A 26,548-nucleotide genomic window follows, 5' to 3' on the forward strand; every position below is an offset into this window, starting at 1 on the left:
CTGGGATATAGGCGCCCGCTCAGGCGTCGCCATTGTCCAGCCAGTGGAAAATCCGATCCCACAACGGCTCCATCCCCTTGCGGAAGGCGCCTTCGTGGCCGATGCGCCGCGCCCCAAAGTCGCCGGGCGCATGCACGCTCATGTTCGAGCGGGCGTTGGGGTAGACGCTCAACAGATCGCGCGCCGTGCTGGGCGTGGCGATGGGATCGTCGGTGAAGATCCAGGACCGGATCGGGGCGGTCACGGCCTCATAGTGATGGGGCCGCAGGCTGGTCTCCAGCTCCTTGGAGAAATACGCGCGCTTCATGCACCAGCGCCGCCAGGTGGTGAAGACGCCGCGCGGCAGGTCGGTCCCGGCCCACAGGCCGCCGCCCTTGATATAGCCGTGGCGCATCAGGCTGAACGGTCCGAAGCCCAGCCAGAAGAACAGCTCCATCGGATTGTAGCTGCGATGGTGCCCGCCCCACCAGCCGGTCCCGACCGAGACGAAGGCGTGCCGCTCGATCCGGTGGTGATTGGGCATGAAGCCGATGAAATGGCCGCCGACGCTGTGACCGACATGGACGACGCGCAGGCCCGGCGCCGCCTCGATCAGGGCGTCCAGCGCGGCGGGCATGTCCAGCCGTCCCCAGTCGGGATAGTCGATGGTTGAGCCCTTCAACTCATCCGGCCGCGACCCGGCGATGCCCCGGAAGTCATAGGTCAGCACCGCCACCCCTCGCTGCGCCAGATAGCGGGCGAACCGTTCGTAGAAGCCCTTGGGAAAGCCCGTGCCCGACGAAACCAGCACGGCGATCCGGGGCTGGGCGGCCGAAACCAGCCGCATCGACAGCGGATAGTCGTCGGCGGCCGAGGCGATGAAGTCGCGCGTGACGAGATCGGTCATAAGTCCGTCCTGTTTGGAAACGAACCTTAGCCGGTTGACGCCGCGTCAGGTCAAGGCTTTGCGGGGGCGGTCAGAGGGGGTGAATTCACATCAGAGGTTGGTCGCTTCCCTCACCCCGCTCATCCCGGCGGACGCCGGGAAGAGCGGGGTGTAACGATGTGCGCCGGATCAATAGGCGAGGGCGTTGCCGTCCTTGCGCATTTCGGTGGCGGCGCCGTAGGTCCAGCGGCCCTGTTCGTTGATCTGCTTCATCACGTTCTGATAGCCGCCGAAGCCGCCGTCGGGCGGACCCAGATCCCAGCCCATCGCCGTCAGTTGCTGCTTGGTCGCTTCGGGCACGCCGGATTCGAGGTGCAGCTTGCCCACGCCTTCGGCCGGTTGGCCGGTCGGTTCGGATGAGCCGTAGTGCTGCCAGCGCGGGCTGTCGCCGGCTTCCTGCGGGTCGAGGCCGTAGTCGACCATGTTGATGATGATCTGGGCCTGTCCCTGCGGCTGCATCCCGCCGCCCATGACGCCATAGGCCAGCCACGGCTCTCCGTCCTTGCAGGCGAAGCCGGGGATGATGGTGTGGAAGGGGCGCTTGCCCGGCGCATAGACGTTGGGGTGGCCGTCGCTCAGGGCGAACAGTTCGCCGCGGTTCTGGAACATGAAGCCCAGGGTGCCGCCGTCCGGGCCGTCGGCGACCAGACCCCCGCCCATGCCGCGATAGTTGGACTGGATCCAGCTGACCATCATGCCGTCGCTGTCGGCCACGCTGAAGTAGGTGGTGTCGCCCTGCGTCGGCGCATCGCCGGGGAAGACGCGGTCCATGACGCGGTCGGGACGGATCAACTTGGCCCGTTCGGCGGCGTATTCCTTGGAGTTCAGCCAGGCGGTCGGGGCCTTGGCGAAGCGCTCGTCGGCGAAGTAGCGGGCGCGGTCCTCGAACGCCAGGCGCTTGGCCTCGGCCTGGACGTGGATCGAGGCGGCGGACTGGAAGCCCATGGCCTTCAGATCGAACTGTTCGCAGATGTTGAGGATCTGGTTGGTCGACAGGCCTTGCGTGTTCGGCCCCAGCGAATACACCTCGACCCCGCGATAGGTGGTCATCAGCGGCTCGACCCATTCGGTGCGATGGGCGGCCAGGTCGGCGCGGGTCATCCAGCCGCCGATGCGTTTGAAATAGCGTTCGATATGATCGGCGATCATCCCGTCATAGAAGGCGTCGCGGCCGCCCTCTGCGATCAGGCGGTAGGTGCGGCCTAGGTCCGGATTGGCGAAGATTTCGCCCGTTCTCGGCGTGCGGCCGCCGGTCAGCCAGACCTTCTTTCGGTTGTCGTTTTCCTCGATCGTCGCGGCGCTGCGGTCGAAGCCGGCCATGTTGCGTTCGAGGTAGTAGGCCACGACCTGCGGCACGGGCACGCCCTGTTCGCACAGTTCGGCGACGGGCAGCAGGACATCCTTCCACGGCAGTTTGCCGTAGCGCTGGTGTGCGCTCCACCAGGCGTCGACCGCACCGGGGACGTTGACCGTCACCGCGCCGTAGCGGGGCAGATAGCCGTCAGCCCCGGCCTTTGAACGGGCGGTGGCCAGCGACAGGCCGCGCGGGCTGTTCCCCGAGCCGTTGAAGCCGACGACCTTCTTCTGCGCCGGATCCCACATCAGGCCGAAGGCGTCGCCGCCTATGCCGTTGGCGGTCGGCTCCAGGAAGCCCAGGGCGGCGTTGATGGCGATGGCGGCGTCGATAGCCGAGCCGCCGCGCCGCAGGGTGTCCAGGCCGATCATCGTGGCGGCGGGGTGGGCCGTGGCGGCGGCGCCGTTCGCGCCCCAGACGGTTGAACGGCCCACGAACTTCGGCCCGGTGATGCGGTCGCCGATGCCGACGCCGGCGTAAGGATCCGGCCGGGGCGTGGAGCGGGCGGGAGGCGCCGCGTATGGGGCCGGGGCTCCGGTCGCCTGTTGTGCGCTGGCGGTTCCCGCCATCAGAGCGCCCGCGGGCAAGGCGGACAGGAACGTGCGGCGACGCATGGCGATAAACTCCCCCTCTTTCGAGGTCCGCATTGAGGCGGGAACGGGAGGGCGATGCAAGCGGTCGAATGACTGCCGGGCAAAGAAAAAGGGCCGCCGAGGCGACCCTTGATCCGATGGGATCGAAACGATCCTATTCGATGTCTTCGTTCAGCAGGCCGACCTTGAAGAAGCCGTTCTCCTGAAGCTTGTTCATGACTTCCATGAACTGATTGTATTTCACTTCCGGCTGGGCGCGGACGAAAACGCGCTCGTCGCGGCAGTTGGCCACGGCGCCCTGGGCGGAACAGACGTCAGCCGGCAGGGTGGCGATCGAGGTTTCTTTCTCGGCGATGTAGAGCGAGCCGGATTCCTGGATGGTGATGTACACCGGCTCCTTCGGCTTCTCGGCGTCCGGCGCCGGCGGCGTGGCCGGCGGCAGGTCCAGCTTGATCGAGACGGTGGCCATCGGCGCCGCGACCATGAAGATGATCAGCAGAACCAGCATGATGTCCACGAACGGCGTGACGTTGATGTCCGCGTTCTGTTGGGCAAGTCTGCCGCCGCCGCCGCCGCCGCTCGAGGAAAGTTTCGCGCCCATACGCAGTCGTCTCCATCAAGGCCCGCACCCTCCGGCGGACCGCACTGAAATTCAGACTCGTCTCTTGGCGTCCCAGGGCGGCCTTGTAAAGCCGTCGAATGCGAGGAAATGACCATGCAGGGGAATAAGATTGCGAATTCGGTCAGAGGCCGCCTTCTCCGCGATCAATTCAATCCCTGACGACCAACGCCAGCGTTCTTCGGATCAACCCTTGGCCAGCTTGAGGAATCGTTCGGTCAGGGCCGGGTCGTCCTTGAAGGCGCCGGTGAAGCGGGTGGTGATGGTCGAGACGTGGCGGTGATGCACGCCGCGCGTCGTCATGCACTGGTGCGCCGCATCGACCAGCACGGCCACGCCCCTGGGCTGCAGGTGCGATTCGATGGCGTCGATGATGTCGTTGGTCAGGGTCTCCTGGTTCTGGAGACGACGGGCGAAGATCTCGACCACGCGCGCCAGCTTGGAGATGCCCACCACCTTCTCGCCCGGCAGATAGGCGACGTAGGCCTTGCCCAGGAAGGGGGCCAGGTGGTGCTCGCAGTGGCTCTCGACCTCGATGTCGCGCAGGATGACCATGTCGTCATAGCCGGTCACGTCCTCGAAAGTGCGCGACAGCTCCTTGCCCGCATCGGCCTCATAGCCGTCGAACCATTCGCCATAGGCGTCGACCACGCGCTTGGGCGTGTCCAGCAGGCCTGGGCGGTCGGGGTTGTCGCCGGCCCAGGCGATCAGGGTGCGCACGGCCTCCAGAGCCTGTTCGCGGCTGGGACGCTGCGGCGCCTCATTGGCGACGAGGACGGGCTTGGCGGGGGTGGTGCTCATGAAACGATCCGGCGGCGGCGAGAGCGCCTGTTCAGAATACTATTATATATGGACTTGGGCGCGCGGCCCTGACTGTCTATCAGGCCGCTATATGGGACACCTCGTCCGTCCCGCAAGAAAACTCGCAAAAGACCTGACCCATGGCCCTGCACATCCACGACACCCTGCGCCGTGAAAAGCGCCTGTTCGCGCCACGTGATCCGAACCGGGTGAGCCTCTATGTCTGCGGCCCGACGGTCTATGACTACGCCCACATCGGCAACGCCCGTCCGCCGGTGGTGTTCGACGTGCTGGTGCGCCTGCTGCGCCGCACCTATGGCGCGGACAAGGTGATCTACGCCCGCAACGTCACCGACGTGGACGACAAGATCAACGCCAAGGCCGCCAAGGAAGGCGTCGCCATCGGCGAGATCACCGCCCGCTATGAGGCCGCCTATCTGGCCGACATGGGCTTGCTGAACGTCTCGCCGCCCGACATCGCGCCGCACGTCACCGACTATATCGAGGCGATCACCAAGCAGATTCAGGCCATCATCGACGCCGGCTGCGCCTATGCCGCCGAGGGTCATGTGCTGTTCGACGTGTCGTCCTATCCGTCCTACGGCGCGCTGTCGGGGCGCAATCTGGACGACATGATCGCCGGCGCCCGCGTCGAGGTGGCCCCCTACAAGAAGAACCCGCACGACTTCGTGCTGTGGAAGCCGTCCAAGGCGGACGAGCCGTCATGGCCCTCGCCGTGGGGCGAAGGGCGCCCCGGCTGGCACATCGAATGCTCGGCCATGATCGAGGAGACGCTGGGCCTGCCCATCGATATCCACGGCGGCGGGATCGACCTGGTCTTCCCGCACCATGAGAATGAGATCGCCCAGGGCGTCTGCGCCCACGGCCATGCGCATGGCGATGAGGCGCATGACGAATACGCCCGCTACTGGATGCACAACGGCTTCCTGACCGTGGACGCCGAGAAGATGTCCAAGTCGATCGGCAACGTCCTGCTGCTGCACGACCTGGTGCAGGCCATGCCGGGCGAGGTGGTGCGCTGGGCCCTGCTGAGCGCGCATTATCGTCAGCCGCTGGACTGGAACCAGACGCTGCTGGAGCAGAGCCGCAAGAATCTGGACCGCCTCTACGGCGCCCTGCACCGCGCGGCCGGGGTCGAGGCGGCGGAGGTCGAACCGCCGGTGGAGTTCCTGAAGTCCATCGAGGACGACCTGAACACGCCAGGGGCCATGGCGACCCTGTTCGCCCTGTCCAGCGACATCGAGCGCGGCATGACGGCGGGCGATACGGCGGCGGTGGCCGAGGCCAAGGGGCGGCTGATCGCGGCGGCCTCGATCCTGGGGGTGCTTCAGGCCGATCCGGCGGAATGGTTCTCGGGCGTCGACGAAGGGCTGAAGGCCGAGGTCGAGGGCCTGCTGGAACAGCGCGCCGCCGCCCGCACGGCCAAGAACTGGGCCGAGGCCGACCGCATCCGCGACCGGCTGAACGAACTGAACGTCGTCGTCATGGACGGCCCGCAGGGCGCGACCTGGCGGATGAAGGGCTGAGGTTTCCTTCTCCCACAAGGGGAGAAGGACGCTATCGCGCTCGCCTGATCAGCTCTTCCGCCAGCACGTCCGTCAGATAGCCGTCGGCCGTCCGACCGTTCGCCTGCTGCCAGCGGCGCAGGGCGGCGCGGGTGTTGGAGCCGATGACGCCGTCGACGCCTTGCGTGTCGAAGCCCATGCGCGTCAGGGCCTGCTGGGCGCCGACGCGCTGGTCCCGCGTCAGGGGGCCGTCGTTGGGCCAGGCGGCCTTCAGCGCAGGCTTGCCCGACACGCCGTCGGCGATCATGCCGATGGCGAGGGCATAGCTGACCGAGTTGTTGTAGCGGCGGATGACGTAGTGGTTGGGCAGGGCCAGGAAGGCCGGGCCCTTGGCGCCTTGCGGCAGCAGGATGGCCGCGCCCTCGGCCGCCTCGGCGCTGTTGGGCGAGGAGCCGTCGGCCAGGCGCACGCCGCGGGCGGTCCAGTAGGACCAGGGGTGTTTCGGCCCCTCGGCCTGGCTGTAGTCGAAGTTGGAGGGCAGGGTGACTTCATAGGCCCAGCCCTGGCCGCGCTTCCAGCCCGCCTGGGCCAGCAGATTCGCCGCTGAGGCCAGGGCGTCGGCGTCCGAGCCCCAGATGTCGACCTTGCCGTCGCCGTTCTGATCGACGCCCAGCCGCAGATAGTTGTCCGGCATGAACTGGGTCTGGCCCATGGCTCCGGCCCAGCTGCCTTTGAGTCCTGCGCGGTCGCGCTTGCCCGTCACGACGATGTCGAGGGCGTGCTTCAGCTGGTCCTCGGCCCAGGCGCGGCGGCGGCCGTCATAGGCCAGGGTCGCCAGCGAGCGGATGACGTCGAAGTCGCCCTGAACCTGACCGAAGGCGCTTTCCTGAGCCCAGACGCCCAGCAGGATTTCGGTCGGCACGCCGTATTTCTGGGTCACGTCCCACGGCACGCGGTCGACGCGCTGGCGCGCCATGGCGATTCGCGCGGGCGTGGTGGCGTTCTGGATATAGACCCCGGCGGGGCGCGAGAATTCCGGCTGGTTGCGGTCCAGGCGGATGATGCTGGGGTTCGGCGTCACGCTCTCCAGCTCGCGGGCGTACTCCCATTTGCGAGCGCCGCCGTGACGCTCCAGGAAGCTCTGCTTCCAGGCGTCGAAGCTGGCGTGGTCATAGGCCTCGCTGAGGTCCGTCTGGGCGGGCGGGGGCGTGGGGGCGGGCGTGGCGGGCGCAGGCTCGACCACGGGCGGCGGCGCAGGCTGGGGCTGCGGCGGCGTGGGAACCATGGGGGTGCAGGCGGCGACCGAACCCAACAACAGAAGACGATAAGCGATACGCATAGTCACAGGCTAACGCCCCCGAATTCCACGACCAATCACAAGCGCGCGAAGGCTGGATCAGTTTCCGTGATAAGGGTGAAAACGGCGTTAACCCTTCTTGAAAGCAGGCGGTTAATCCGCCGAATTTACATTGCAGCGTTCCCTGAGTGTGGCCTGGTGGCGGAGGGGCGACGCGCCGGACGTGCAAGTCCGGAGATCCTCCGTTCGACTCGGAGGCCAGGCCTCCAGCGGATTCCCCGCGCGGAATGTTGACGAAAGGCGAAGGCCTCTCTATACGACCGCCTCCGCCGCAGGTTCGCCCGCGGCTCTTTTGTTTTACTCGCCCTCACGGGCCTCCAACCGGGACATCCGACCATGAAGGTCCGTAGCTCGCTGAAGTCGCTGAAGGGTCGCCACCGCGACTGCAAGATCGTTCGTCGCAAGGGCGTTCTGTACGTCATCAACAAGACCGACCCGCGCTTCAAAGCCAAGCAAGGCTGATCACGCGCGATCGGCGCGCCCGGCCTCTTGCAGGCGAGGCGCGCGCCGAACGTCGGTGGATGGGATGACTATCCACAGGGCCGCGGGCGTTGTCCGCGGCTTTTTCGCGTCCGGCGTTGAGCCGGGCGCCTGTGCGTGATTAGTGATTCTTTCTTCGGCGCCCTAACGGCCTTCGGCCTGCTTGAGGGCGTGGTTTTCTCTTGCCCTGACGGCCCCAGGCCTGTTTGAGGGCGTAGTTCTTCCTGCCCTAACGGCTCTCGGCCTGTTTGAGGGCGCAGCCTGATTTTGAGTTCTGGAGTTTAGTCATGGACGACGCTTCCTTCGACGCCAGCCCCGATGTCCTGACCGCCACGGCCCAGGGCCGCCTTCGCTCCATCATCGAGCGCCTGGAGCGCCTCGAAGAGGACAAGCAGGCCGTCATGGTCGACATGAAGGAGGTCTTCGCCGAGGCCAAGGGTGAAGGCTATGACGTCAAGGTGCTGCGCAAGGTTCTGCGCCTGCGCAAGCAAGACAAGGCCAAGCGTCAGGAAGAAGAAGCGATTCTGGACCTCTACCTCTCGGCTCTCGGCGAGATCTGAGGGAGGCGGGCCTGAAGCGCACGCCCTTCAAGCCCTCCGGCGACGGCCCTTCACGCTCCAGCAGGCTGAAGGGCGGCGGCGCCCTTAAAGCCAAACCTTCTCTGAGCCCCTGGGAGCAGCAGAAGGAGGCGGCGAAACGATCCGCGCTCAACGCCCTGAAACGCGCCCGCCGCTCGGCAGAGAAGGCGGGCGTTTCCCTGTCTGAATGGGAGGGTGAATTTCTCGATTCGGTGGGCGAGCGGATCCAGACCCATGGCCGCGCCTTCGCCGACCCGGAAAAGGGCGCGCCGGGTCAGGCCCTGTCGGCCATGCAGGGCCGCAAGCTGAAAGAGATCACGGCCAAGGCCAAGGGCGAGCTGCGTCGATTCGGACGGCGTCGTGGAGAGGCCGCGCCCGATGAGGGCGAATGAGGCCTGCAACCGTCCAGCTTGGCCGTGCGTTGCGCCTGCGGATTTCCAAACCCTTTGAGAGGGAAGACTGATGAAACGCTTCGTCTCCGCCGCCCTGACCGGCGGCCTTCTGAGTTTGAGCCTGGCGCTGGCCGCGTGCGGGGACCGGCCGGGCGCGGCGCCCGAGGCGGCTTCGGAAGCGACGCCGGATCTCAGCGGCGGTCCCGCGGCGGCGCCCCAGGCGGTCAGCCCGGCGCCGGACGCCGCCCAGGCGCTGCCCGCCGTTGATGAAGCGGCGGCGCGCGCCTTCGTCCGCGAGGAAGGCTCGACGCTGGAGGTGCTGACGTTCGACCGGGTCGGCTCGGTGACGAAGGAGGGGACGGTGAAGGGCTATGCGGCGCCGGTGTACGCCGTACCCGTCGCGGCGGGACAGACGCTGAAGGTCGCCTTCAAACCGTCCAACACCAACCTGTATTTCAACATCAGCGACGCGGCCGACCAGGGCGGCGCGGCCGTATTCCGGGGCGAGGTCGACGGTCAGATGGCTGAGCTGAAGGCCTCCAAGGACACGACCTATGTCATCACCCCGTTCCAGCCTCGCGCCACGGCGCGCCGGGGATCGGAGGGCGGCTACAGCCTGACGGTCAGCCGGAACTGAGCCAGGGCATGAAGACGAAGGGCGGCGGAGACGAACTCCACCGCCCTTTTCGCTGGCTAGGGCAGGGCGTTCAGGCGCATGGCCGACAGATAGGGCTGATAGGCCGCGCGGGCGGCCGCCGCGCCGGACAGGTGGTCCTGTTCGATGTGGATGGTCAGGCCGTAGCGATCCTTCAACACGCTGATCAGAGAATCGACGTCGCCACCTGAAGCCATGGACTCGATGCCGATGACGGCGACTTCGCCGGTCGGGCCGTCCATGACCACGGACAGGTAATTCTCGCCGCCGATCGAGGCGAGGGCTGTCGGGGAGGACAGGGCCAGCTCGCGTCCGCCCTTGGTTATCTCGACGGCGGCGACGGCGCTCTTGTAGGCGGTCTCCTGAGCGCCGGCGATGAGGCCGGACAGGGGACCGCTTTCCTCGGGAACCGGCGCCTTGGAATCGATCAGCAGGATTTCGGTGCTGGTCCCCGGCTCGCCATAGGTCATGGAAACCGAGAAGGCCTGGCAGTCGATCTCGGTCAGCGGCTTGCCGGCGATGGTCTGGGCCGTCGGCATGGCGGCCAGCAGGGGATGGTTCTCGCACTCGGGCGGCAGGGCGACCTTGGACGCGGCGGCTTCGGCCTGGGGCGGGGCCTCGGGGTTGGAGCAGGCGGCGGTCAGGGCGGCGACGGACGTCAGGGTCAAGGCGACGGCGAGGTGGCGAAACAAGAGGGGCGGCTCCCTTTCGTGAACAGAACGCAGGGAGGGTGTGGCCCGTAAAGTTCGCCTTTGAAACCCCGAACGGAAACGACGGGCCCTGTTTCGGGCCGCGTCCGGGCGTTCTTCAGCCGGCTTCCTTGAGCTGTTCCTCCAGCCCCTGTTCGCGAACCTTGCGGTAGAGGGTGGAGCGGCCGATGCCCAGGCGGCGGGCGATTTCCGACATATGGCCGGAATAGACTTCGATCGCGTGCTGGATCAGGTCGCGTTCGATCTGTTCCAGGGTGCGGACGTGGCCGCGGTCATCGGTGATGCGAACGGGGCTGTCGTGCTGACCGTCGTCGTCGGTCGAGACGGACGCGGAGGTCGACGCTGGCGCATCCTCGCCGCTCGGCGCGGCGGCCACGGCGTCCAGCGGCACGGCGACGCCCGAGATGGCCGGGAAGTCGTGCGGCTGCAACAGGGGCGAGTCGGCCAGGACCAGGGCGCGATAGACGGCGTTCTCCAGCTGGCGGACGTTGCCGGGCCAGTCGTGGCTCTGCAGCAGGGCCAAGGTCTCGGGCGAGCAGCCGATGACGCGCTTGCCTTCCTCAAGGTTGAAGCGGGCGATGAAATGCTCGACCAGGGCCGGGATGTCCTCGCGCCGTTCGCGCAGGGCCGGGGCCTCGATCGGGAAGACGTTCAGGCGATAGAAGAGGTCTTCGCGGAAGGCGCCTTCCTTGACCTGCTGGGCCGGGTCGCGGTTGGTGGCGGAGACGATGCGGACGTCGACCTTGACCGGGCGCTTGCCGCCGACCGGATCGACCTCGCCCTCCTGAAGGGCGCGCAGCAGCTTGACCTGCATGTCCAGCGGCAGTTCGCCGATCTCGTCCAGGAACAGGGTGCCGCCGTTCGCCTCGACGAACTTGCCGGCGTGTTTCTCATGGGCGCCGGTGAAGGCGCCCTTCTCGTGGCCGAACAGGATGGATTCGACCAGATTGGCGGGCAGGGCGCCGCAGTTCACCGCGATGAAGGGCTTGCCCGCCCGGTCCGAGGCGCCGTGCAGGGCGCGGGCGATCACTTCCTTGCCGACGCCGCTTTCGCCGGTGATCAGCACGGGGATGGAGGACTTGGCCGCGCGTTGGCCCAGGGCCTTGACCATCCGCATGGGTTCGCTGTCGCCGACCATGTCGTCGAAGGAGGAGCGGCCCGCAGCGCGCTTCTTCAGACGCCCGATCTCGGCGGTCAGCTGGGTCATCTGCAGGGCGTTGCGGACGCCGACCAGAAGGCGGTCGGGGCCGACCGGCTTGACGAAGAAGTCCTGGGCTCCGGCCTGCATGGCCTTGACCACCGTTTCTATGCCGCCGTTGGCCGTCAGCACGATGACCGGCGTGGCCACGCCCGCCGTGCGCATTTCGGCCAGGGCCTCCATGCCGGACAGGCCGGGCATGACGAGGTCCAGCAGAACCACGTCGGCGCCGCCGCCCTTGGTCAGACGGTCGATGGCCTCGCCCCCGCTTTCGGCGTGGACGACCGCATAGCCTTCACGGTCCAGAACCGCCTGAATCAGGCGGCGCTGCGTGGGATCATCGTCGACGACCAGAACGGTCTTGGCCATTGGAGCACACCCTTCAACATCACCATCGAACGGCCGTCCTCATTGGTTCGGGACTGGCTCGTTTCGACACAACCCTAGAACGGAGGGAATGAAGATCGGGTTTCGGAGACCTGAGTCAGGGGTTAACGGCGACGGGTGTTGGGCAGGCGGCTTCCGGTTGCAGCCGCCCGGTCACGGCGCCCATGCTCAAGTTCGGCCAGGGCGCAGCGACGGCCTTGAGATCGGGATGCTTGAGCGCCTCGCGCAGGTCGCGGCCGCCGGGGCCGGGGCAATGCGGAACGTGATAGTCGCCCTGATGAATCCAGCGGCCCTCGGCGTCCTGTGCGAACAGGGCGATGTTGTAGGCGGTCGCCAGCAGGATCTCATCGCGGCCGTCGCCGTTCAGGTCGCGCTGCGCGGCGAGGCAGTTGTCGTGGCTGTTGCAGGCGAAGCGCGGGTCGCCGGTCGTCGTCGGAGCCAGGAAGGCGGCGGGCAGGGGCTTGTTCGCCGGCCACGGGGCGATGATCGGCTGGCGCGGAGGCGTGCCGACCTCGACCAGATCATAGCGCGAGGTCGAGGCCTGGGCCGCCTCGGCGCGACCGGCGATCTCGGCGTCGGAGGATTTGGCCAGCTCGGCCAGGGCGGTGCGTCCCGTCTTGCCAGCGCCGAAGCGCAGGAAGGCGTAGTCGAACTGAGCCGTACTGACGGCGCCGCGCTTCAGCCGGGCGGTCTGGTCGTTGACGGACAGGCGGGCCGGATCGGCCAGGGGGCTGAACAGGGCGAGGATGACCAGCACCGTCAGGACGGCGGCCAGGACGTTGGTGCGCTCCAGCGGCTTCATCCAGGCGGTCTTGCGCCACAGGGGCGACAGGGCGGCCCAGCCGTAGCCGGCGGCGTAGAGGACGCCGACCAAGGCGCAGGCCGAGGCGATGATGCGGTCGGGCGTCAGGCCGTGCTGGCCGATGCGAAGGCTCAGACCCCAGACGGCGATCAGGATCAGCGGCGTCAGCAGCACCGAGGCGACCCGCACCGCCAGGCGCAGGGCGGCGGGCGGCAGATTGTCCTCGCGTCCATCCTGATAGGCGGTGTTGATCAGCACGATCAGGGCGGCGGCGGCCGACAGCACCAGGGCCGTTGCGCTGCCCGTCTTCCACAGCCCGTCCAGGCCGGTGAAGGGCAGGGCGGCCAGGAAGCCCGCCACCAGGACGGTGATGACCAGCAGCAGCCAGGACAACAGCATCAGCGCCACCGTCCGCACGCCCCGGATCAGGCCGCCGCGCACGTCGGTCAGCTGCACCGCCACGGCGAAGACCAGGCAGGTGACGGGGATGGAGAACCACTCCTCGCCCAACAGGTCGCTCAGGAAGCTGAGGCCGATGACGCGGAACAGGGCCGCGCCCAGGAACAGCAGCAGCCAGAAGGCGCCGGTGAAGCCTAGCGACAGGATCAGTTGCACGCCCGCCTTCCACGCCGTGTCGAAATAGTCGTCGTAATCAGCGATCCAGCGTCGCCCTTGGACGGCCGGAACGATCAGGTGATGGGCGATGAACAGGGCGGCTGCGGCGAAGGCCACGACCGGGAAGCGCAGATAGGGCGGGCGGAAGTAGTCGCTCGCCTGCTGGGCTGCGTCGTGCCAGCCCAGCAGCGCCAGAACCGCCGCCGCCGCCGCGCCCCACAGCGCCAGCGTCTTCCATCCCATCCGCCCGACGCCCGCCAGCAGCATGATCGGCGCGAACGCCGCCGCTAGCACCAGGGCGGCGAACAGCGAAGGCTGGGTTCCGGGCCAGGCCAGGGCCGTGGCGTCCGACGCCGAGCGATACAGGAGATAGAGAACCAGCCCCTGGATCAGGCCGATCCCGATGCGGATGGCGGCGAGCCCGCGCGCGCCTTCCAGCGAGGCGCGGCCGGTGGGGTCGAGGGCGGTATGGGTCATATTTGAACAGTGCTCGATTTTGAGGGCGAAGGGAAGACGCTTTTCATCGTCCTGGTTTGAGGCTGACCTGCTGAGAGAAGGGCGGCTTGCATCGCGCCCTTCGCCTCCCCACAACCAAGGGCATGAACGCGCCCGTCAAAACGACCGAATTCGCCGACGCCCCGCTGTGGGATCTGTCCGACCTCTACGCCTCGCGCGAGGATGCGCGGATCGCCGCCGATCTGGAGCGGGCCAGGGCGTTGGTCGACCGGATGAACGCCTGGCAGGGGCGGCTGGCCGCGCTGACGGGCGCCGAACTGGGCCGGGCGCTGGACGAGGCGATCGGGCTTTACGAACAGGCGGCGGACGTGATGGGGGCCTTGGGCGCCTACGCCTTCCTCGCCGCCTCGACCAATCGCGAGGACGCGGCGGCGCAGGGGTTCGAGGCCGATGTGCGCGAGAAGCTGACGGTCATCGCCACGCCGACCGTCTGGCTGACGCTGGAGATCAATGCGCTGGACGAGGCGGCGGTGGAGGCGGCGCTGGCGGCCCATGCGTCCGCCGCGCGCTGGGCGCCGTGGCTGCGCCGGGTGCGGGCGATGAAGCCGCATGAACTGTCGGCCGAGCTTGAAACCTTCATCGCCGAGCGCGGGCCGATCCAGGCACAGTGGCCGCGCCTGTTCGACGAAACCCTGGCCGTGCTGCGCGCGCGCGTAGGGGATGAGGAGCTGACCCTGGCCGAGGGGCTGAACCGTCTCAGCGACGCGGACGGCGCCAAACGTCAGGCGGCGGGCGAGGGCCTGTCGAAGGCCTTTTCCGGCATCGCCCGGACCATGGCCATGGTGCTGAACACCGTCGCCGCCGAAAAGGCGATGGAGGATCGCAAGCGCGGCTTCAAACGCCCCGCCGACAGCCGCCATCTGGGCAATGAGGTCGACGGCGAGAGCGTGGACGCCATGGCCGAGGCGGTGGGCGAAGCCTATCCGCGTCTGGCGCATCGCTATTATGCGCTGAAGGCCAAGGCGATGGGCAAGGATCGGCTGGCCCACTGGGACCGCAATGCGCCGATAGAGGCGGCGGCGTCGCGCGCCTATGACTGGGCGGGCGGGCGCGAGCTGGTGCTGTCCAGCTTCGCCGACCTTGGCGGGGACTTCGCCGAGCGAGCGGGCTGGTTCTTCGACCGGCCGTGGATCGACGCGCGGGCGCGGGCGGGCAAGCAGTCCGGCGCCTATGCGCATCCGGTGACGGCGGATCGGCACCCCTATGTCTTCCTGAACTGGATGGGCGAGCGGCGCGACGTGCTGACCCTGGCGCATGAACTGGGCCACGGGGTGCACCAGACGCTGGCGGCGGGGCAGGGGTCGCTGCTGGCCGACACGCCTCTGACCCTAGCCGAGACGGCGTCGATCTTCGCCGAGGGGCTAACCTTCGACCGCTTGCTGGCCGAGGCGACGCCGGACGAACAGCGCGCCCTGCTGGCGGGCCGGATCGAGGACGGGCTGAACACGGTGGTCCGCCAGATCGCCTTCCACCGCTTCGAGACGCGCTTCCATGACGAGCGGGCGGCGGGCGAGGTGCCGGTCGAGCGCATCCGCGACATCTGGATGGAGGAGCTGGGCGCCAGCCTCGGCCCGTCCGTCGACCTGACCGGCTATGAAGACTGGTGGGCCTATGTCAGCCACTTCGTCCACGCGCCCTTCTATGTCTACGCCTATGCGTTCGGCGACCTGCTGGTCGCGGCGCTGATGGAGACGCGGGCCAAGGATCCGGCGGCCTTCACGCCGCTGTATCGCGAACTGCTGTCGGGCGGCGGGGCGCGGACCTATGTCGAGGCGCTGAAGCCGTTCGGCCTGAACCCGCGCGACCCGGCCTTCTGGACCATCGGAACCAAGCGGCTGGAAGGCCTGATCGATCGGTTCGAGGCGCTGGGATGAGGCGCGGGCTTGAGCCGTGCGCAGGCCTCGCTATAAGGGCCGTCGAAATCTCGACTCTTTTTTGGATGCCCCATGGCCGACCAGCACGCTGAAGCGACCGCCCCCCACGTCCACGGGGAAATGAACATCACGGAGCAAGCGGGCACCTGGACGCTGTTCATGGGCCTGACCAAGTGGTTGTCGTTGGCCACGGCCGTGCTGATTCTGTTCCTGACGGTGTGGTTCGCCGTCGGCGCCGGTTTCATTCCCGCCTTCATTAGCGGTGTCGTGCTGTCGGTCGCGGGTTTCTTCATGCTGCGTTCCAAGTCGTCGCACTGAGTTTCGGCTCTCTGGAAACAGAGGTGTCCTGAAGGCCCGCCGGTTCGTCCGGCGGGCCTTTTGCTTGTGGGGCTTTGACGCCGCTTCCAGCTTCGGCCTAACGTCGCTTTCGGACCCTGGGGATTGGGAGGATTCGCTTGGCCGTCGCCATCGCCGTGACCCGTGAACGCCGTGAAGGCGAGACGCGCTGCGCCGTAACCCCGGAAACGGTCAGGAAGCTGGCCGATCTCGGCGCGACCGTGACGGTCGAGGCGGGGACGGGCCTGGGATCATCCATTCCCGACGACGATTACGTCGTGGCGGGGGCCAGCGTGCGGCCCGACCTGGCGGCGGCGTTGGCGGGAGCTGACATCCTGCTGAAGGTGCGCGGCCCGACCGCGTCGGAGATCAGCGCCCTGAAGCCCGGCGCGGTGGTGGTCAGCCTGCTGGACGCCTGGCGCGACAAGGCCACGCTTGAGGCGTTGAGGGGCGCCAACGCCACCGCCTTCGCCATGGAGTTCGTGCCGCGCATCACGCGCGCCCAGGTGATGGACGTGCTGTCGTCCCAGGCCAATCTGGCCGGATATCGGGCGGTGATCGAGGCGGCCTACGCCTATGGAAAGGGCTTCCCCATGATGATGACGGCCGCCGGGACGGTGGCTGCCGCCAAGACCTTCGTCATGGGCGCGGGCGTTGCGGGGCTTCAGGCCATCGCCACGGCGCGGCGTCTGGGCGCGGTCGTTACAGCCACCGACGTGCGCCCTGCCGCCAAGGAGCAGGTCGAGAGCCTGGGCGCCAAATTCGTCGCGGTCGAGGATGAAGAGTTCAAGGCGGCCGAGACGGCGGGCGGCTACGCCAAGGCCATGTCAGCCGAGTATCAGGCCAAGCAGGCCGACCTGACCGCCGCCCACATCATCAAGCAGGACGTGGTGATCACCACCGCCCTGATCCCCGGCCGCCCGGCGCCGAAGCTGGTGACGGCGGCGCACGTCGCCTCGATGAAGCCTGGCTCGGTCATCATCGACCTGGCGGTCGAGGCGGGCGGCAACGTCGAAGGCTCGAAGCCGAATGAGGTCGTGACCACGGCCAATGGGGTGAAGATCGTCGGCTGGAGCAACATGCCCGGCCGCATCGCCGCGGACGCCAGCGCCCTATATGCGCGCAACCTGGTCACCTTCCTGGGGTTGATGATCAAGGACGGCGCCCTGGCGGTCGATCTGGAGGAGGAAATCCTCAAGGCCGCCGTCGTCACCCACGGCGGCGCCGTGGTGCATGAAGGAGTGAGAGGCTGATGGAACACGTTGATCCCACCGTCTTTCGCCTGGCGATCTTCGTCCTGTCGATCTTCGTCGGCTACTATGTCGTCTGGAGCGTGACGCCGGCGCTGCATACGCCGCTGATGGCCGTGACCAACGCCATTTCCAGCGTCATCATCGTCGGCGGCCTGATCGCGGCGGCGGCGATGAGCGCGCAGGCGGGCGGGCCGAACGCCTGGATCGCCAAGGGCGCGGGCGTGGCCGCAGTCACCCTGGCCAGCGTCAACATCTTCGGGGGCTTCATGGTCACGCGCCGGATGCTGGCCATGTACAAGAAGAAGGAAAGGCCCAAGGCTTCGTGACCCTGTCGCCCATCCTGCTGGCCTTCTATGCCTCCTGGGCCGTCACGGGTCTGGGCGTGGCCCTGTGGATCTGGAGCTGGGTGCGGGTGAAAGACCCCATCGGGCGCCTGCGGTTCCAGGACTGCGGGGTCGTGCTGGTTTTCGCCGCTGTCCTGACGCGCATCATCATTCAGGATCGTCAGATGACGGTCTTCGACTGGGCGATGATCCTGCTCGGGCCTCTGTTCATCGCGGCCGCCCTGTGGCGGTTGTCGCGCACCCAACCCGTCAAACGCTAGCAAGAGTATCGCGTGATGAAGACTGTCTTGATTTCCGTCGCGGCCGTGTCGGCTGTTGTCGCCCTGGCCGGGGCCGCCTCTGCGCAATCGACCCGCGAAGTGGGCAAGAATCCCTACGGCGGCCTGCACTGGTCGGTTGTCGCGCCGCAGGGCGCCAGCTGGGCGCTGGAATGCGGTTTCGCGCCCGTGACGGTGCGCGGCGTTCACATGAATCGCATCAAGCACACGGGCTCGGGCCGGATGACCGGGCGGTTGCCGGGCGCGGACGGCCGCTGCCAGGTGATCAAGACGGGCGGCCAGGGAACGGTCGGTCTGGCGGTGGTCAAGAACGGCCAGGCCACGGCGGCGGGCACCAACGGCGGCGCGCCCGCCATCGTCAACGTTTTCTGATTCAGGGTTGAAGGAAGGGGGAGGGGATGAACGCATCGATCGCGGCGCTGGCCTATCTGGCGGCGGGGGTTCTGTTCATCCTCTCGCTCAGGGGGCTGTCCAGCCCTGTGACCAGCCGACGGGGCAACACCCTGGGCATGGTCGGCATGGCCCTGGCCGTCGGCGTCACCCTGCTGACGCTGGGGACCAGCGGGGCGCTGGATCCCCTGACCCTGGCCCTGATCGCGGGCGGGGTCGTGGTCGGCGGCGGCGCGGGCGCGGTCATCGCCAACCGCGTGCCGATGACGGCCATGCCGCAACTGGTCGCGGCATTTCACTCCCTGGTCGGCCTGGCGGCCTGTCTGGTGGCGGTGGGGGCGGTCTATGCGCCCGACGCCTTCGGCATCGTCACGGCGACGGGCGGGATCAAGACCCTGTCCATCGTCGAACTGAGCCTGGGCGTGGCCATCGGGGCCATCACCTTCACCGGCTCGGTTATCGCCTTCGCCAAGCTGGACGGGCGGATGAGCGGGGCGCCGATCATCCTGCCGGCGCGGCACCTCATCAACATCGCTCTGGCGCTGGCTCTCGTCTTCCTGATCGGCATCCTGATCGGGACGGGCGGGACGGCGATCTGGGCCTTCTGGGGCGTGTTCGCCATCGCCCTGATCCTGGGCGCGACCCTGATCATCCCCATCGGCGGGGCGGACATGCCCGTCGTGGTGTCCATGCTGAACTCCTATTCCGGGTGGGCGGCGGCGGCGCTGGGGTTCACGCTGGAGAACATCGCCCTGATCATCACCGGGGCCCTGGTCGGGTCGTCGGGCGCGATCCTCAGCTACATCATGTGCAAGGGCATGAACCGCAGCTTCATCAGCGTCATCCTGGGCGGTTTCGGCGCCGAGGCGGGCGCGGCGGCGGGCGGCGGGGCGGTCGAGACGCGGCCGGTCAAGCAGGGCTCGGCCGAGGACGCCGCCTTCATCATGAAGAACGCCTCCAAGGTCATCATCGTGCCCGGCTACGGCATGGCGGTGGCCCAGGCTCAGCACGCCCTGCGCGAAATGGCCGACACGCTGAAGGAAGAAGGCGTCGAGGTGAAATACGCCATCCACCCCGTCGCGGGTCGGATGCCGGGGCATATGAACGTCCTGCTGGCCGAGGCCAACGTCCCCTATGACGAGGTGTTCGAACTGGAGGACATCAACAGCGAGTTCGCCTCGGCCGATGTGGCCTTCGTCATCGGCGCCAACGACGTGACCAATCCGGCGGCCAAGACCGATCCGCAGTCGCCCATCTATGGGATGCCGGTGCTGGACGTGGAGAAGGCGGGCACCGTCCTGTTCATCAAGCGGTCGATGGGCAGCGGCTACGCCGGGGTCGAGAACGAACTGTTCTTCCGCGACAACACCATGATGCTGTTCGCCGACGCCAAGAAGATGGTTGAAGGGATCGTGAAGGCCCTTTGACGGTCGTGCGCGAGAACCCTTCGCGCGGCGGTGCGTTGGCTTGCGACGCCCAACCTGAGCCGTGGAGACATCATGACCGCATTCCAAGGACTGAAAACCGTCGCCGTGCTGGGCGTCCTGGCCGGACTGGCCGCTTGCGGTCAGGCGGAAAAGACGGCCGACAAGGCTGACGCTACGGCCGAGGCGACCCAGGCGGCGCCTGAAGCCGCCTCTGCAACGGGCGGCGCGCCGACCATCGACCAGATGATGGGCGTGCAGGTGGCCTATCTGGAATCCAAGCTGGGTCCGGCCCGCACGGTTCAGGACAAGGAACGCACCTATGAGATCGGCGGCTGCACGGTCCGCGTCCGCGCCGAGGGCGACGAGGTCGTCGGCTACGCCGTGCCGATGACGCCGGCCTGCTCGACCCAGGCGCTGGCGGCGTTGAAGGACTATGATCTGCCGCAGAAGATCGACCTGACCATGGGCGAGTTCGCCGCCGCGCGCGGCAACGCCGACTTCAAGGCCGACTGCCTGATGCTGTGCGGCAATGCGGCCGACCCGTGGGTCTATCTGGAAAGCGCCGGCCCGCGCGTCTCGCCGGGCATTCGCGCCTCGGCCGTGATGGTCAGCGACGCCACGATCGACGCCTCCTTCCGCATCCGCGACGCCATCAAGGCGGCCAAGGGCGAGGACTATGTGATCGACACGACCTTCAACTGCAGCGCGGACTTCGACCAGATGGCGGTGCGCGAGCTGAAGGCCGTCCGCATCGACGAGATCGAGGTCGGCTACGTCCCCTACGGCCGCTGCTGAGGGCGAGGGCGATGAAGCGCGGTGCGGTTCTGCGCATCGGGGCGGTGCTGGGGACGGCGGCCGTCGTCCTGGCGGCGTGCTCGGCGATGATCCCGGTGAACATCAGCGGAGGGCTGGAGCGGCCGGTCGCGACCTTCGGAGTCGATCCCGCCAAGCCCGAGAAGGCCTGCCTGGGCGGCATCGCCGTGCATGAGCGGTCGAACGCCATGATGCGCCCGGTCTGGTCGATCGAGGCGCGCGGCCGCAACTGTCGGGGCGTGAGGCAGGTGGTCTATGGCGAGACGCCCGAGGGGTTCGAAACGACAGTAGAGACGGCGGCGCTGAAACCGGGCGTGCGATACAGCGTCTTTGGCTACGGCATGACCGGCGGCCCGCTGAGCCGCGTGCCCTGGCGCGGTGGGGACGAGGTGGTGTTCGAGAATGGCCGCTGGCGTCCTGTCACGCCGCAGGAGCGCGGGCCGCGCGTGGACGCGGGCGGCGAAGCACCTCACTAGCGGCTGGATGGAAGGCGAGGGGGATTTCACGCTCGAAGAAGTCGTCGAGAACCTGGGGCTGCGGCCGCTGGTCGAGGGCGGCTGGGGGCGACCCATGGCGGGGGCGGACGCCGCCGCGCGCGGTGAGACGGTCGGCGTCTATCGCCTGCTGACGCCCGAGGCGCCGGACGACTGGCGCGCCACCGAAGCCGAGGAGCTGTGGACCGCCTATATGGGCGCGGCGCTTCAGGTCGAACTGGCCACGGAGACGGGCGTGCGGCGCGAGACCCTGGCGGCCGGATCGGGTCAGTGGGTCACGGTTCCCGCGGGCGGCTGGCTGAGAACGCGCGCGCTCGGCGGATGGTGTCTGGCGGGGCGGATCGGACAGGCGCAAGGTGACGGCCTGTCCTGAGCGGGAGGCCGGGAATGAGCGAGCCGAAGACCAAGCCCACCGACGCCTCGGTCGAGAACTTTCTGGCGGCGGTCGAACCGACGCGACGGCGCGAGGAGGGGCGGACGCTGTGCGCCCTGATGCAGGCGGTGTCGGGCGAGGCGCCGGTGATGTGGGGGCCGTCCATCGTCGGCTTCGGCCGCTACGCCAACGTCACCGCGAACGGCAAGAGCGCCGACTGGCCGCGCATGGGCTTCTCGCCGCGCAAGGCGGCGCTGACCCTGTATCTCGCCTCGACGCCGCAGACGGAGGCGCTGCTGGCGCGGTTGGGTCCGCATACGACCAGCACGGCCTGCCTCTACATCAAGCGGCTGGATCAGGCGGACATGGATGTGCTGCGAGCGCTCTGCGTCGCCAGTTGGGACGAGATGAAACGCCGCTATCCCTGATTGGCTTGCCGAGGGCGGCGAACGGATTATAGCGGATTCATGCGCACCTTTCTGATCGCCGCCGCCGCCCTGCTGTCCGCCTGCGCCCTGGCGCCGCTGGCCGCCGCCGAAACGCCGGTCCAGCCGGTCGACCTGCTGCTGACCTCGGCCACGGTGGTCGATGTCGAGAAGGGGACGACGACGCCGGATCAGTTGGTCGCCGTGCGCGGCGGCGACATCGTGGCCGTAGGCCCCGAGGGCGAGGCGGGCCGCTATCGGGCCGTGCGGACGCTGGATCTGGGCGACCGCTACGTCATGCCGGGGCTGTGGGACATGCACGTCCACTTCGGCGGGGGCGAGACCCTGATCGAGGAGAACGCCGAGCTGATGCCGCTTTACGTGGTCAACGGCGTGGTGGCGGTGCGCGACGCGGCGGGCGATCTGGCGCAGCAGGTGCTGGACTGGCGCGCGTCGCCGCCGACCGCCGATGCGCCACGCATCTTCACCTCCGGCCCCAAGATCGAGGGCATCGCCCCCGTCTGGAAGGGCGTGATCGAGACCGGCAGCGAGGCCGACGTGGACGCGGCCCTGGACCGGCTTCAGGCCCTGCGCGTCGACTTCGTCAAGATCACCGACAACACCCTGACGCCCGAGCTTTTCATCTACGCCGTGCGCGAGGCGAAGAAGCGGGGCATGAAGACCTCGGCCCACATTCCGGCCAGCATCACTGTGCTGACGGCGGCCGAGGCGGGCTTGTCGTCGATCGAACACCTCGATTACGCCATGAAGGCGGGTTCGCGTGATGAGGCGGCCATCGCGGCCGACTATCTGGCGGGCAAATACACCTACGCCCAGACCATGCGTCGCTATGCCGACACCTTCGACGTGGAGACGGCGCGCCGGGTCTATGCGCGGTTGGCGGAGCTGGGCACGGCCGTGTCGCCGACCCTCTACGGCTCGACCACCCTGGCCAATCTGGACAAGGACGACCATTCGCACGACGACGGACTGGCCTATGTCGGGCCGGGCATCCGGGCGACCTATGACTGGCGCGTCCAGCGCGCCGCCCAGGCCACGCCGCAGCAGGTCGAGGACCGCCATTTCGTCAAGGACGTCACCGCGCGCACCCTGCCCATGCTGCGCGACGCGGGCGTGACGATCCTGACCGGGACGGACGCGGGCTTCCTCAACTCGTTCAACTATCCGGGCTTTTCGCTGCACGACGAGTTGGAGCTCTATGTGTCGCTGGGCCTGACGCCGCGCGAGGCCTTGGCGGGCTCGGTCGTGGACGGACCGCGCTTCCTGAGCCAGGGCGAGCGTTACGGCGCGGTGGCGGCGGGCAAGTCGGCGGATCTGCTGGTGCTGGAGGCGAACCCGCTGGCCGACGTCAGCGCCACGCGCGACGCCGAGACCGTGGTGCTGCGCGGCCGCCTGATCGACGCGGCCGAGTTGGAGCGGATGCGCGCCGAGATCCGCGCGCGGGTCGCGGCGCGCAACGCGGTCTTCAAGCCTTCGCCAGCGTCCTGACCTTGAAGGCGACCCAGATCAGCAGCAGGCCGAACAGCACGGCCCAGGTCGCGATCAACCACAGCAGGCCGATGGCCCCGGCGCCGGGCATGAAGACCAGGATCAGGCCGAAGATCACCGACAGGGCGCCGGCGGCGCCCAGCGTCCACTCATTGGCGATCTCGTTACGCAGGCGGACGGCGCCGATGATCTCGAGCACGCCGCGCAGGATCGACCAGAAGCCGATCAGATAGACCAGGACCAGGGCCGTCAGGCCCGGCCAGGCGAAGACGATGACGGCGGTCAGGATACTGACCGCGCCGCCCAGGGCCAGCCACCAGCGGGGGACCATGCCGCCGCCGCGGATCGCCGCGATCAAGGCCAGAATCCCGTCTGCCAGGGCGTAGATCCCATAGAGCATGATGAGGGTCAGCAGGCTGATTTGCGGCCAGACGAAGGTCAGCACGCCGAACGCCACGGCGGCGATCCCGCGCAACAACAGCAGCCACCACGACCGATGCAGGGCGGATCTGACGAAGCCTTCCAGCGAAGGCGCGGCGTTGGAAGAGGTCATGAGTTCAGCTCCCCTTGGGCGTGGCGGCATACGGCCACGCTGGGCCAACGCGGGCGCGTGGGGGAGGGTTCCTCAACCTGCTTTCCCGCTCAGGCCGCCGCGCGCCAGTCGGAGCGGGCGTTGAACGGCGGGGTGTGGAACTCGTCCCACAGGGCGTCTTCGTTGGTGTAGCGGCTGGTCGAGGCGCTGATGACGTCCACGACCTGTTCCTCCTGACGGTCCCAGATGACGGCCAGATCGCTCTCGGTCTCGCACGGCACGATCATATAGCGGTCGGCGAAGGTCTTGCGGGCGGGCTTTTGAACCGTCGGGGTGCGGGCGAAGGCCATGTCGTGATCTCCTGAAGCGATTGCCTCTTGCTGATGATGAGAGGATGCGACAGCATTACGCCAGTTTCGGACGTATCTCTGTGGAGAAGTCATTTGCGGCACGACAAGGCGGCCCTGGTCATCGATCTGGCGCGGGGCATGGCGGCCAGCGCCGAGGGGCTGACGCTGAACGAGATGGCGGCTCAGCTGAACGTCGGCCGCCGCACGGCCGAGCGGATGCGCGACGCCGTGCTGATGCTGTTCCCGCAGGTCGAGGAGGTGTCGGATCCGCCGACCAAGCGCTGGCGCATCCGGGGCGGGCTGTCGGCCTTTGAACAGGCGCCGACGGCGACCGAGATGCTGGAGCTGACCAAGGCGGCGGCCGCCCTGCGCGCGGCGGGCGAACCGGCGCGGGCGGCGGCGCTGGAAAGCCTGGAGCGCAAGGTGAAGGCGGCGATGCGCTCGACCACCCTGAACCGCATGGCGCCGGATCTGGAGGCTCTGGTCCGGGCCGAGACCATCGCCGTCCAGGCCGGGCCGCGCCCCAGCGCCGATGAGACGGTGCTGGCCGAGATTCGCGGAGCGGTGCTGGCCGAGCGGCCGCTGAACTTCATCTACGCCCGGCCCGGCGCCGAGGCGCGCACCCGCACCATGACGCCGTGCGGCCTGATGTTCGGGCGCGCCAACTATCTGGTGGCGGCGGATCGCGAGAGCGGGCGCATCCAGACCTTCCGGCTGGACCGGATGAGCGCGGTCGAGGCGGGCGAAGGCATGGCGCGCCCGCCCGAAGATTTCGATCTGGGCGCCTTCGCCAGCCAGTCCTTCGGCATCTATCAGGACGAGATCGAAGAGGTCGCCGTCCGCATCGCGCCCGAGGGCGCCGACGAGGCGCGCGGCTGGCGCTGGCACCCGACCCAGACGATCGAGGATCAGGCCGACGGATCGGTCGTGGTGCGGTTCCGCGCCTCGGGCATGCGCGAACTGGCCTGGCATCTGTTCACCTGGGGCGAGCAGGCGACCATCGTGGGGCCCGAGCGGCTGAAGGCGGTGATGGCCGAGGAGCTTGCTGCGGCGGGCCGCGCCCTCGAACGGGCGTAAAGCTGAGGAAACCGTAAGGTGACGGGCGGCGTTTGCGAGCCCTAAGCTGCGCCATTCCTCATGGGAGACTGCTTTTCGTGCGTCTGAAAGTCCTGTCCACGGCGGCCGTCGCGGCCGCCATCCTGCTGACCGCCTGCGCCGCCAGCCCTGCGCCCGGCCGCTGGAACGTCGAGGCGGCGCCGCAGGTGACGGTGACGCGCGAGGATGGGCGGTTGTCCGTCGACTATGTCTTCAACCGCGACGCCGTGGTCTGGGCCTTCATGGACTCGGCGCTGATCTCGGAGGTGCGCGAGCCGTGGCGGCCGCGTCAATGGACGGTCGAGACGCCCGGCGTGGTGATGGAGCGACGCGGCCACTACGACATCATCCGCAGCACGGATGGCGGCCCAGTGCCGCGCCATGTCCGTTTCAGCGTGACGCCTCAGGCGGTCGAGCTGGAGGCGGAATACAAGACCCTGGTCTTCTCGGACGGGGCGGTGGCGCTGCCGACGCGGCAGATGGACGTCTTCGCCCTGGGCTCGCCCGAGGCGGCGGAGGCGATGCCGGCGGACCTGAACGGCGTCAATCTGGACGGCGGGGCGTCGCGCGTGACCTGGCGCGACCTGGACGGGCCGGTGCTGTTCAACGGCGAGCGCCACGCGGAACTGACGACGACGGGCGAGCGGTCCTATGTCCTGCTGGGACAGGCGCGGGTGACGCCCGGCGAGGGGCTGACCACCGTCATGGACCCCAATCTGCCGCCCTGGATCGGCGAGAAGATCCGCGACTTCGCCCCGCGCGTGGGCCAGTTCTACCTGCAACGCCTGGGACGGCCCGGTTCGGGCGGCGAGAAGCCGGTGGTCATGGTGTCGTGGAACGGCCCGACCGAGCGGATGACCAGCATGGGCGGCAGCGTCCTGCCCGGCCTGATCGTCATGTCGTTCGAGGGGACCGGCGTGACCCGGCCGACGGCGGAGATGGAGCGGGTGTCCCGCTGGTTCATCGGCCACGAGAGCGCCCACTTCTGGCTGGGCCAGACCGTGCGGTACGAGTTCGCGCGCGACGCCTGGATCACCGAGGGCGGGGCCGACCTGATGGCGGTGCGGGCGCTGAAGGCGCTGGACCCGGCCTATGACGACCGCAAGGCCCTGCAGGAAGAGGTCGACGACTGCGTGACCCTGAGCCAGGGACGCGGCGTGGCCGAGGCGGGCGAGCGCGGCGAGCACCGCGCCTATTACGCCTGCGGCGCGGTCTTCGCCATGACGGCTGAGGGGGCGCAGAAGCGACGCGACGGCGGCGACTGGTTCGGCTTCTTGCGGCCTCTGCTGGACGCCAACCGTCGGGACGGGGTGCTGAGCCGCGCCGAATGGCTGAACACCCTGACGCGCGTGTCGGGCGATCCGACGCTGGCGGCCGACATCGGGCGGATGCTGGATCAGGGCGCGGCCGATCCGTCCGCCGAGATCGCCGGCCTGTTCCGCCGCGCGGGCGTGCCGCACCGGATCGAGGGCGGTCGCGTCATTCTGATGAACTGATCGGCGAATTGATCCTGCTCAAGGCGCGGAACGGCGTTTGGCGCGTTGATG

The 26,548-nt window shown here is 68.2% G+C and carries 29 protein-coding genes and 1 tRNA gene; 20 read left to right on the forward strand and 10 right to left on the reverse strand.

All coding sequences use genetic code 11. The features are described 5' to 3' along the window. Window positions 1-19: 19 nt before the first annotated feature. The 4 genes from AC3A3G_RS07260 to folE form a co-directional block, all read right to left on the reverse strand. Window positions 20-886 (reverse strand): alpha/beta hydrolase family protein, encoded by an 867-nt coding sequence (locus tag AC3A3G_RS07260; protein ID WP_487487859.1) that lies wholly within the window; start codon window positions 884-886, stop codon window positions 20-22. A 168-nt stretch (window positions 887-1,054) separates the two neighbouring features. Continuing rightward, window positions 1,055-2,893, reverse strand: coding sequence for a gamma-glutamyltransferase family protein (locus tag AC3A3G_RS07265; protein ID WP_487487860.1), 1,839 nt, complete (start codon window positions 2,891-2,893; stop codon window positions 1,055-1,057). A gap of 133 nt (window positions 2,894-3,026) precedes the next feature. Further along, the gene (locus AC3A3G_RS07270) at window positions 3,027-3,473 is read right to left on the reverse strand and encodes a biopolymer transporter ExbD (RefSeq protein WP_125900005.1); all 447 of its coding nucleotides are present in this window, start codon (window positions 3,471-3,473) and stop codon (window positions 3,027-3,029) included. 204 nt (window positions 3,474-3,677) lie between these two features. Next, window positions 3,678-4,292, reverse strand: coding sequence for a GTP cyclohydrolase I FolE (folE, locus tag AC3A3G_RS07275; protein ID WP_487487861.1), 615 nt, complete (start codon window positions 4,290-4,292; stop codon window positions 3,678-3,680). A gap of 140 nt (window positions 4,293-4,432) precedes the next feature. On the opposite strand from folE, the gene cysS reads away from it, so the two are divergent. After that, complete coding sequence (gene cysS, locus AC3A3G_RS07280) at window positions 4,433-5,839, forward strand: cysteine--tRNA ligase (protein ID WP_200215814.1); 1,407 nt, start codon at window positions 4,433-4,435, stop codon at window positions 5,837-5,839. A gap of 31 nt (window positions 5,840-5,870) precedes the next feature. Here cysS and AC3A3G_RS07285 read toward each other — a convergent pair whose 3' ends face one another. Beyond that, window positions 5,871-7,157, reverse strand: coding sequence for a lytic murein transglycosylase (locus AC3A3G_RS07285; protein WP_200215812.1), 1,287 nt, complete (start codon window positions 7,155-7,157; stop codon window positions 5,871-5,873). 150 nt (window positions 7,158-7,307) lie between these two features. Between AC3A3G_RS07285 and AC3A3G_RS07290 the strand changes: the two genes are divergently transcribed. The 5 genes from AC3A3G_RS07290 (at window position 7,308) to AC3A3G_RS07310 (ending at window position 9,262) form a co-directional block, all read left to right on the forward strand. Then, window positions 7,308-7,384: transfer RNA gene (locus AC3A3G_RS07290), tRNA-Ala, on the forward strand. Window positions 7,385-7,511: 127 nt separating this feature from the next. After that, window positions 7,512-7,637, forward strand: a complete 126-nt coding sequence (gene ykgO, locus AC3A3G_RS07295; RefSeq protein ID WP_003165750.1) for a type B 50S ribosomal protein L36 — start codon at window positions 7,512-7,514, stop codon at window positions 7,635-7,637. A gap of 305 nt (window positions 7,638-7,942) precedes the next feature. After that, entirely contained in the window at window positions 7,943-8,215 is a 273-nt protein-coding gene (gene gapR / locus AC3A3G_RS07300; protein ID WP_003165749.1) for a nucleoid-associated protein GapR, read from the forward strand. A gap of 101 nt (window positions 8,216-8,316) precedes the next feature. Then, window positions 8,317-8,625 (forward strand): hypothetical protein, encoded by a 309-nt coding sequence (locus tag AC3A3G_RS07305; RefSeq protein ID WP_200167788.1) that lies wholly within the window; start codon window positions 8,317-8,319, stop codon window positions 8,623-8,625. Window positions 8,626-8,695: 70 nt separating this feature from the next. After that, a complete protein-coding gene (locus AC3A3G_RS07310) occupies window positions 8,696-9,262 on the forward strand; it encodes a hypothetical protein (RefSeq protein WP_200215810.1) in 567 nt (188 codons plus the stop codon). Window positions 9,263-9,318: 56 nt separating this feature from the next. Here AC3A3G_RS07310 and AC3A3G_RS07315 read toward each other — a convergent pair whose 3' ends face one another. From AC3A3G_RS07315 to AC3A3G_RS07325, 3 genes are all read right to left on the reverse strand, one after another. Next, window positions 9,319-9,972, reverse strand: a complete 654-nt coding sequence (locus tag AC3A3G_RS07315) for a hypothetical protein (RefSeq protein WP_234287722.1) — start codon at window positions 9,970-9,972, stop codon at window positions 9,319-9,321. A gap of 115 nt (window positions 9,973-10,087) precedes the next feature. Continuing rightward, window positions 10,088-11,557: a sigma-54-dependent transcriptional regulator gene (locus tag AC3A3G_RS07320; protein WP_487487862.1), complete on the reverse strand. Its 1,470-nt coding sequence runs from the start codon at window positions 11,555-11,557 to the stop codon at window positions 10,088-10,090. Between the two features lie 115 nt (window positions 11,558-11,672). Beyond that, window positions 11,673-13,469 carry an FG-GAP repeat domain-containing protein gene (locus AC3A3G_RS07325; RefSeq protein ID WP_487487863.1) on the reverse strand — a complete coding sequence of 599 codons (1,797 nt, stop codon included), beginning with the start codon at window positions 13,467-13,469 and terminating at the stop codon, window positions 11,673-11,675. A 122-nt stretch (window positions 13,470-13,591) separates the two neighbouring features. Between AC3A3G_RS07325 and AC3A3G_RS07330 the strand changes: the two genes are divergently transcribed. From AC3A3G_RS07330 to AC3A3G_RS07385, 12 genes are all read left to right on the forward strand, one after another. Next, entirely contained in the window at window positions 13,592-15,382 is a 1,791-nt protein-coding gene (locus AC3A3G_RS07330) for a M3 family oligoendopeptidase (protein WP_200167775.1), read from the forward strand. Window positions 15,383-15,454: 72 nt separating this feature from the next. Then, window positions 15,455-15,700, forward strand: a complete 246-nt coding sequence (locus AC3A3G_RS07335; protein ID WP_165906523.1) for an aa3-type cytochrome c oxidase subunit IV — start codon at window positions 15,455-15,457, stop codon at window positions 15,698-15,700. A gap of 137 nt (window positions 15,701-15,837) precedes the next feature. Continuing rightward, window positions 15,838-16,971: a Re/Si-specific NAD(P)(+) transhydrogenase subunit alpha gene (locus AC3A3G_RS07340; protein ID WP_487487864.1), complete on the forward strand. Its 1,134-nt coding sequence runs from the start codon at window positions 15,838-15,840 to the stop codon at window positions 16,969-16,971. After that, entirely contained in the window at window positions 16,971-17,297 is a 327-nt protein-coding gene (locus AC3A3G_RS07345) for an NAD(P) transhydrogenase subunit alpha part 2 (protein ID WP_024353336.1), read from the forward strand. Before AC3A3G_RS07340 ends, AC3A3G_RS07345 begins: the two co-directional genes overlap by 1 nt. Next, window positions 17,294-17,575 (forward strand): hypothetical protein, encoded by a 282-nt coding sequence (locus AC3A3G_RS07350; protein WP_368924684.1) that lies wholly within the window; start codon window positions 17,294-17,296, stop codon window positions 17,573-17,575. Before AC3A3G_RS07345 ends, AC3A3G_RS07350 begins: the two co-directional genes overlap by 4 nt. 15 nt (window positions 17,576-17,590) lie before the next feature. Next, window positions 17,591-17,965 carry a hypothetical protein gene (locus tag AC3A3G_RS07355; protein WP_125900014.1) on the forward strand — a complete coding sequence of 125 codons (375 nt, stop codon included), beginning with the start codon at window positions 17,591-17,593 and terminating at the stop codon, window positions 17,963-17,965. 26 nt (window positions 17,966-17,991) lie between these two features. Then, window positions 17,992-19,410 (forward strand): NAD(P)(+) transhydrogenase (Re/Si-specific) subunit beta, encoded by a 1,419-nt coding sequence (locus tag AC3A3G_RS07360; RefSeq protein ID WP_312293929.1) that lies wholly within the window; start codon window positions 17,992-17,994, stop codon window positions 19,408-19,410. Between the two features lie 72 nt (window positions 19,411-19,482). Beyond that, window positions 19,483-20,205, forward strand: coding sequence for a hypothetical protein (locus tag AC3A3G_RS07365; RefSeq protein WP_368924680.1), 723 nt, complete (start codon window positions 19,483-19,485; stop codon window positions 20,203-20,205). 11 nt (window positions 20,206-20,216) lie between these two features. Next, window positions 20,217-20,699, forward strand: coding sequence for a hypothetical protein (locus AC3A3G_RS07370; RefSeq protein ID WP_487487865.1), 483 nt, complete (start codon window positions 20,217-20,219; stop codon window positions 20,697-20,699). 7 nt (window positions 20,700-20,706) lie between these two features. Next, on the forward strand, window positions 20,707-21,090 hold the full coding sequence (locus AC3A3G_RS07375) for a cupin domain-containing protein (RefSeq protein ID WP_487487866.1): 384 nt from the start codon (window positions 20,707-20,709) through the stop codon (window positions 21,088-21,090). Window positions 21,091-21,104: 14 nt separating this feature from the next. Continuing rightward, window positions 21,105-21,518 carry a DUF1801 domain-containing protein gene (locus AC3A3G_RS07380; RefSeq protein ID WP_125900020.1) on the forward strand — a complete coding sequence of 138 codons (414 nt, stop codon included), beginning with the start codon at window positions 21,105-21,107 and terminating at the stop codon, window positions 21,516-21,518. Window positions 21,519-21,557: 39 nt separating this feature from the next. Beyond that, window positions 21,558-23,024 (forward strand): amidohydrolase family protein, encoded by a 1,467-nt coding sequence (locus AC3A3G_RS07385; protein ID WP_487487867.1) that lies wholly within the window; start codon window positions 21,558-21,560, stop codon window positions 23,022-23,024. Here the strand turns inward: AC3A3G_RS07385 and AC3A3G_RS07390 are convergent. Both AC3A3G_RS07390 and AC3A3G_RS07395 read right to left on the reverse strand, forming a co-directional pair. Continuing rightward, window positions 23,002-23,577: an HdeD family acid-resistance protein gene (locus tag AC3A3G_RS07390; RefSeq protein WP_125900022.1), complete on the reverse strand. Its 576-nt coding sequence runs from the start codon at window positions 23,575-23,577 to the stop codon at window positions 23,002-23,004. The two genes, AC3A3G_RS07385 and AC3A3G_RS07390, sit on opposite strands and share 23 nt — an antisense overlap. An 89-nt stretch (window positions 23,578-23,666) precedes the next feature. Then, on the reverse strand, window positions 23,667-23,906 hold the full coding sequence (locus tag AC3A3G_RS07395) for a hypothetical protein (protein ID WP_191743326.1): 240 nt from the start codon (window positions 23,904-23,906) through the stop codon (window positions 23,667-23,669). 93 nt (window positions 23,907-23,999) lie between these two features. On the opposite strand from AC3A3G_RS07395, the gene AC3A3G_RS07400 reads away from it, so the two are divergent. Together AC3A3G_RS07400 and AC3A3G_RS07405 are read left to right on the forward strand one after the other, a co-directional pair. Next, window positions 24,000-24,983 carry a helix-turn-helix transcriptional regulator gene (locus AC3A3G_RS07400; protein WP_487487868.1) on the forward strand — a complete coding sequence of 328 codons (984 nt, stop codon included), beginning with the start codon at window positions 24,000-24,002 and terminating at the stop codon, window positions 24,981-24,983. Window positions 24,984-25,060: 77 nt separating this feature from the next. Further along, window positions 25,061-26,497 (forward strand): hypothetical protein, encoded by a 1,437-nt coding sequence (locus tag AC3A3G_RS07405; RefSeq protein ID WP_487487869.1) that lies wholly within the window; start codon window positions 25,061-25,063, stop codon window positions 26,495-26,497. Window positions 26,498-26,548: the final 51 nt, after the last annotated feature.

Source organism: Brevundimonas sp. Soil_N_31 (assembly GCF_057655995.1).

What these genes read in the sequence shown, in the direction of transcription:
- AC3A3G_RS07260 (WP_487487859.1), bottom strand. Translation starts at nt 886, where the DNA reads ATGACCGATCTCGTCACGCGCGACTTCATCGCCTCGGCCGCCGACGAC.
- AC3A3G_RS07265 (WP_487487860.1), bottom strand. Translation starts at nt 2,893, where the DNA reads ATGCGTCGCCGCACGTTCCTGTCCGCCTTGCCCGCGGGCGCTCTGATG.
- AC3A3G_RS07270 (WP_125900005.1), bottom strand. Translation starts at nt 3,473, where the DNA reads ATGGGCGCGAAACTTTCCTCGAGCGGCGGCGGCGGCGGCGGCAGACTT.
- folE (WP_487487861.1), bottom strand. Translation starts at nt 4,292, where the DNA reads ATGAGCACCACCCCCGCCAAGCCCGTCCTCGTCGCCAATGAGGCGCCG.
- cysS (WP_200215814.1), top strand. Translation starts at nt 4,433, where the DNA reads ATGGCCCTGCACATCCACGACACCCTGCGCCGTGAAAAGCGCCTGTTC.
- AC3A3G_RS07285 (WP_200215812.1), bottom strand. Translation starts at nt 7,157, where the DNA reads ATGCGTATCGCTTATCGTCTTCTGTTGTTGGGTTCGGTCGCCGCCTGC.
- ykgO (WP_003165750.1), top strand. Translation starts at nt 7,512, where the DNA reads ATGAAGGTCCGTAGCTCGCTGAAGTCGCTGAAGGGTCGCCACCGCGAC.
- gapR (WP_003165749.1), top strand. Translation starts at nt 7,943, where the DNA reads ATGGACGACGCTTCCTTCGACGCCAGCCCCGATGTCCTGACCGCCACG.
- AC3A3G_RS07310 (WP_200215810.1), top strand. Translation starts at nt 8,696, where the DNA reads ATGAAACGCTTCGTCTCCGCCGCCCTGACCGGCGGCCTTCTGAGTTTG.
- AC3A3G_RS07320 (WP_487487862.1), bottom strand. Translation starts at nt 11,557, where the DNA reads ATGGCCAAGACCGTTCTGGTCGTCGACGATGATCCCACGCAGCGCCGC.
- AC3A3G_RS07325 (WP_487487863.1), bottom strand. Translation starts at nt 13,469, where the DNA reads ATGACCCATACCGCCCTCGACCCCACCGGCCGCGCCTCGCTGGAAGGC.
- AC3A3G_RS07330 (WP_200167775.1), top strand. Translation starts at nt 13,592, where the DNA reads ATGAACGCGCCCGTCAAAACGACCGAATTCGCCGACGCCCCGCTGTGG.
- AC3A3G_RS07335 (WP_165906523.1), top strand. Translation starts at nt 15,455, where the DNA reads ATGGCCGACCAGCACGCTGAAGCGACCGCCCCCCACGTCCACGGGGAA.
- AC3A3G_RS07345 (WP_024353336.1), top strand. Translation starts at nt 16,971, where the DNA reads ATGGAACACGTTGATCCCACCGTCTTTCGCCTGGCGATCTTCGTCCTG.
- AC3A3G_RS07355 (WP_125900014.1), top strand. Translation starts at nt 17,591, where the DNA reads ATGAAGACTGTCTTGATTTCCGTCGCGGCCGTGTCGGCTGTTGTCGCC.
- AC3A3G_RS07360 (WP_312293929.1), top strand. Translation starts at nt 17,992, where the DNA reads ATGAACGCATCGATCGCGGCGCTGGCCTATCTGGCGGCGGGGGTTCTG.
- AC3A3G_RS07365 (WP_368924680.1), top strand. Translation starts at nt 19,483, where the DNA reads ATGACCGCATTCCAAGGACTGAAAACCGTCGCCGTGCTGGGCGTCCTG.
- AC3A3G_RS07370 (WP_487487865.1), top strand. Translation starts at nt 20,217, where the DNA reads ATGAAGCGCGGTGCGGTTCTGCGCATCGGGGCGGTGCTGGGGACGGCG.
- AC3A3G_RS07375 (WP_487487866.1), top strand. Translation starts at nt 20,707, where the DNA reads ATGGAAGGCGAGGGGGATTTCACGCTCGAAGAAGTCGTCGAGAACCTG.
- AC3A3G_RS07380 (WP_125900020.1), top strand. Translation starts at nt 21,105, where the DNA reads ATGAGCGAGCCGAAGACCAAGCCCACCGACGCCTCGGTCGAGAACTTT.
- AC3A3G_RS07385 (WP_487487867.1), top strand. Translation starts at nt 21,558, where the DNA reads ATGCGCACCTTTCTGATCGCCGCCGCCGCCCTGCTGTCCGCCTGCGCC.
- AC3A3G_RS07390 (WP_125900022.1), bottom strand. Translation starts at nt 23,577, where the DNA reads ATGACCTCTTCCAACGCCGCGCCTTCGCTGGAAGGCTTCGTCAGATCC.
- AC3A3G_RS07395 (WP_191743326.1), bottom strand. Translation starts at nt 23,906, where the DNA reads ATGGCCTTCGCCCGCACCCCGACGGTTCAAAAGCCCGCCCGCAAGACC.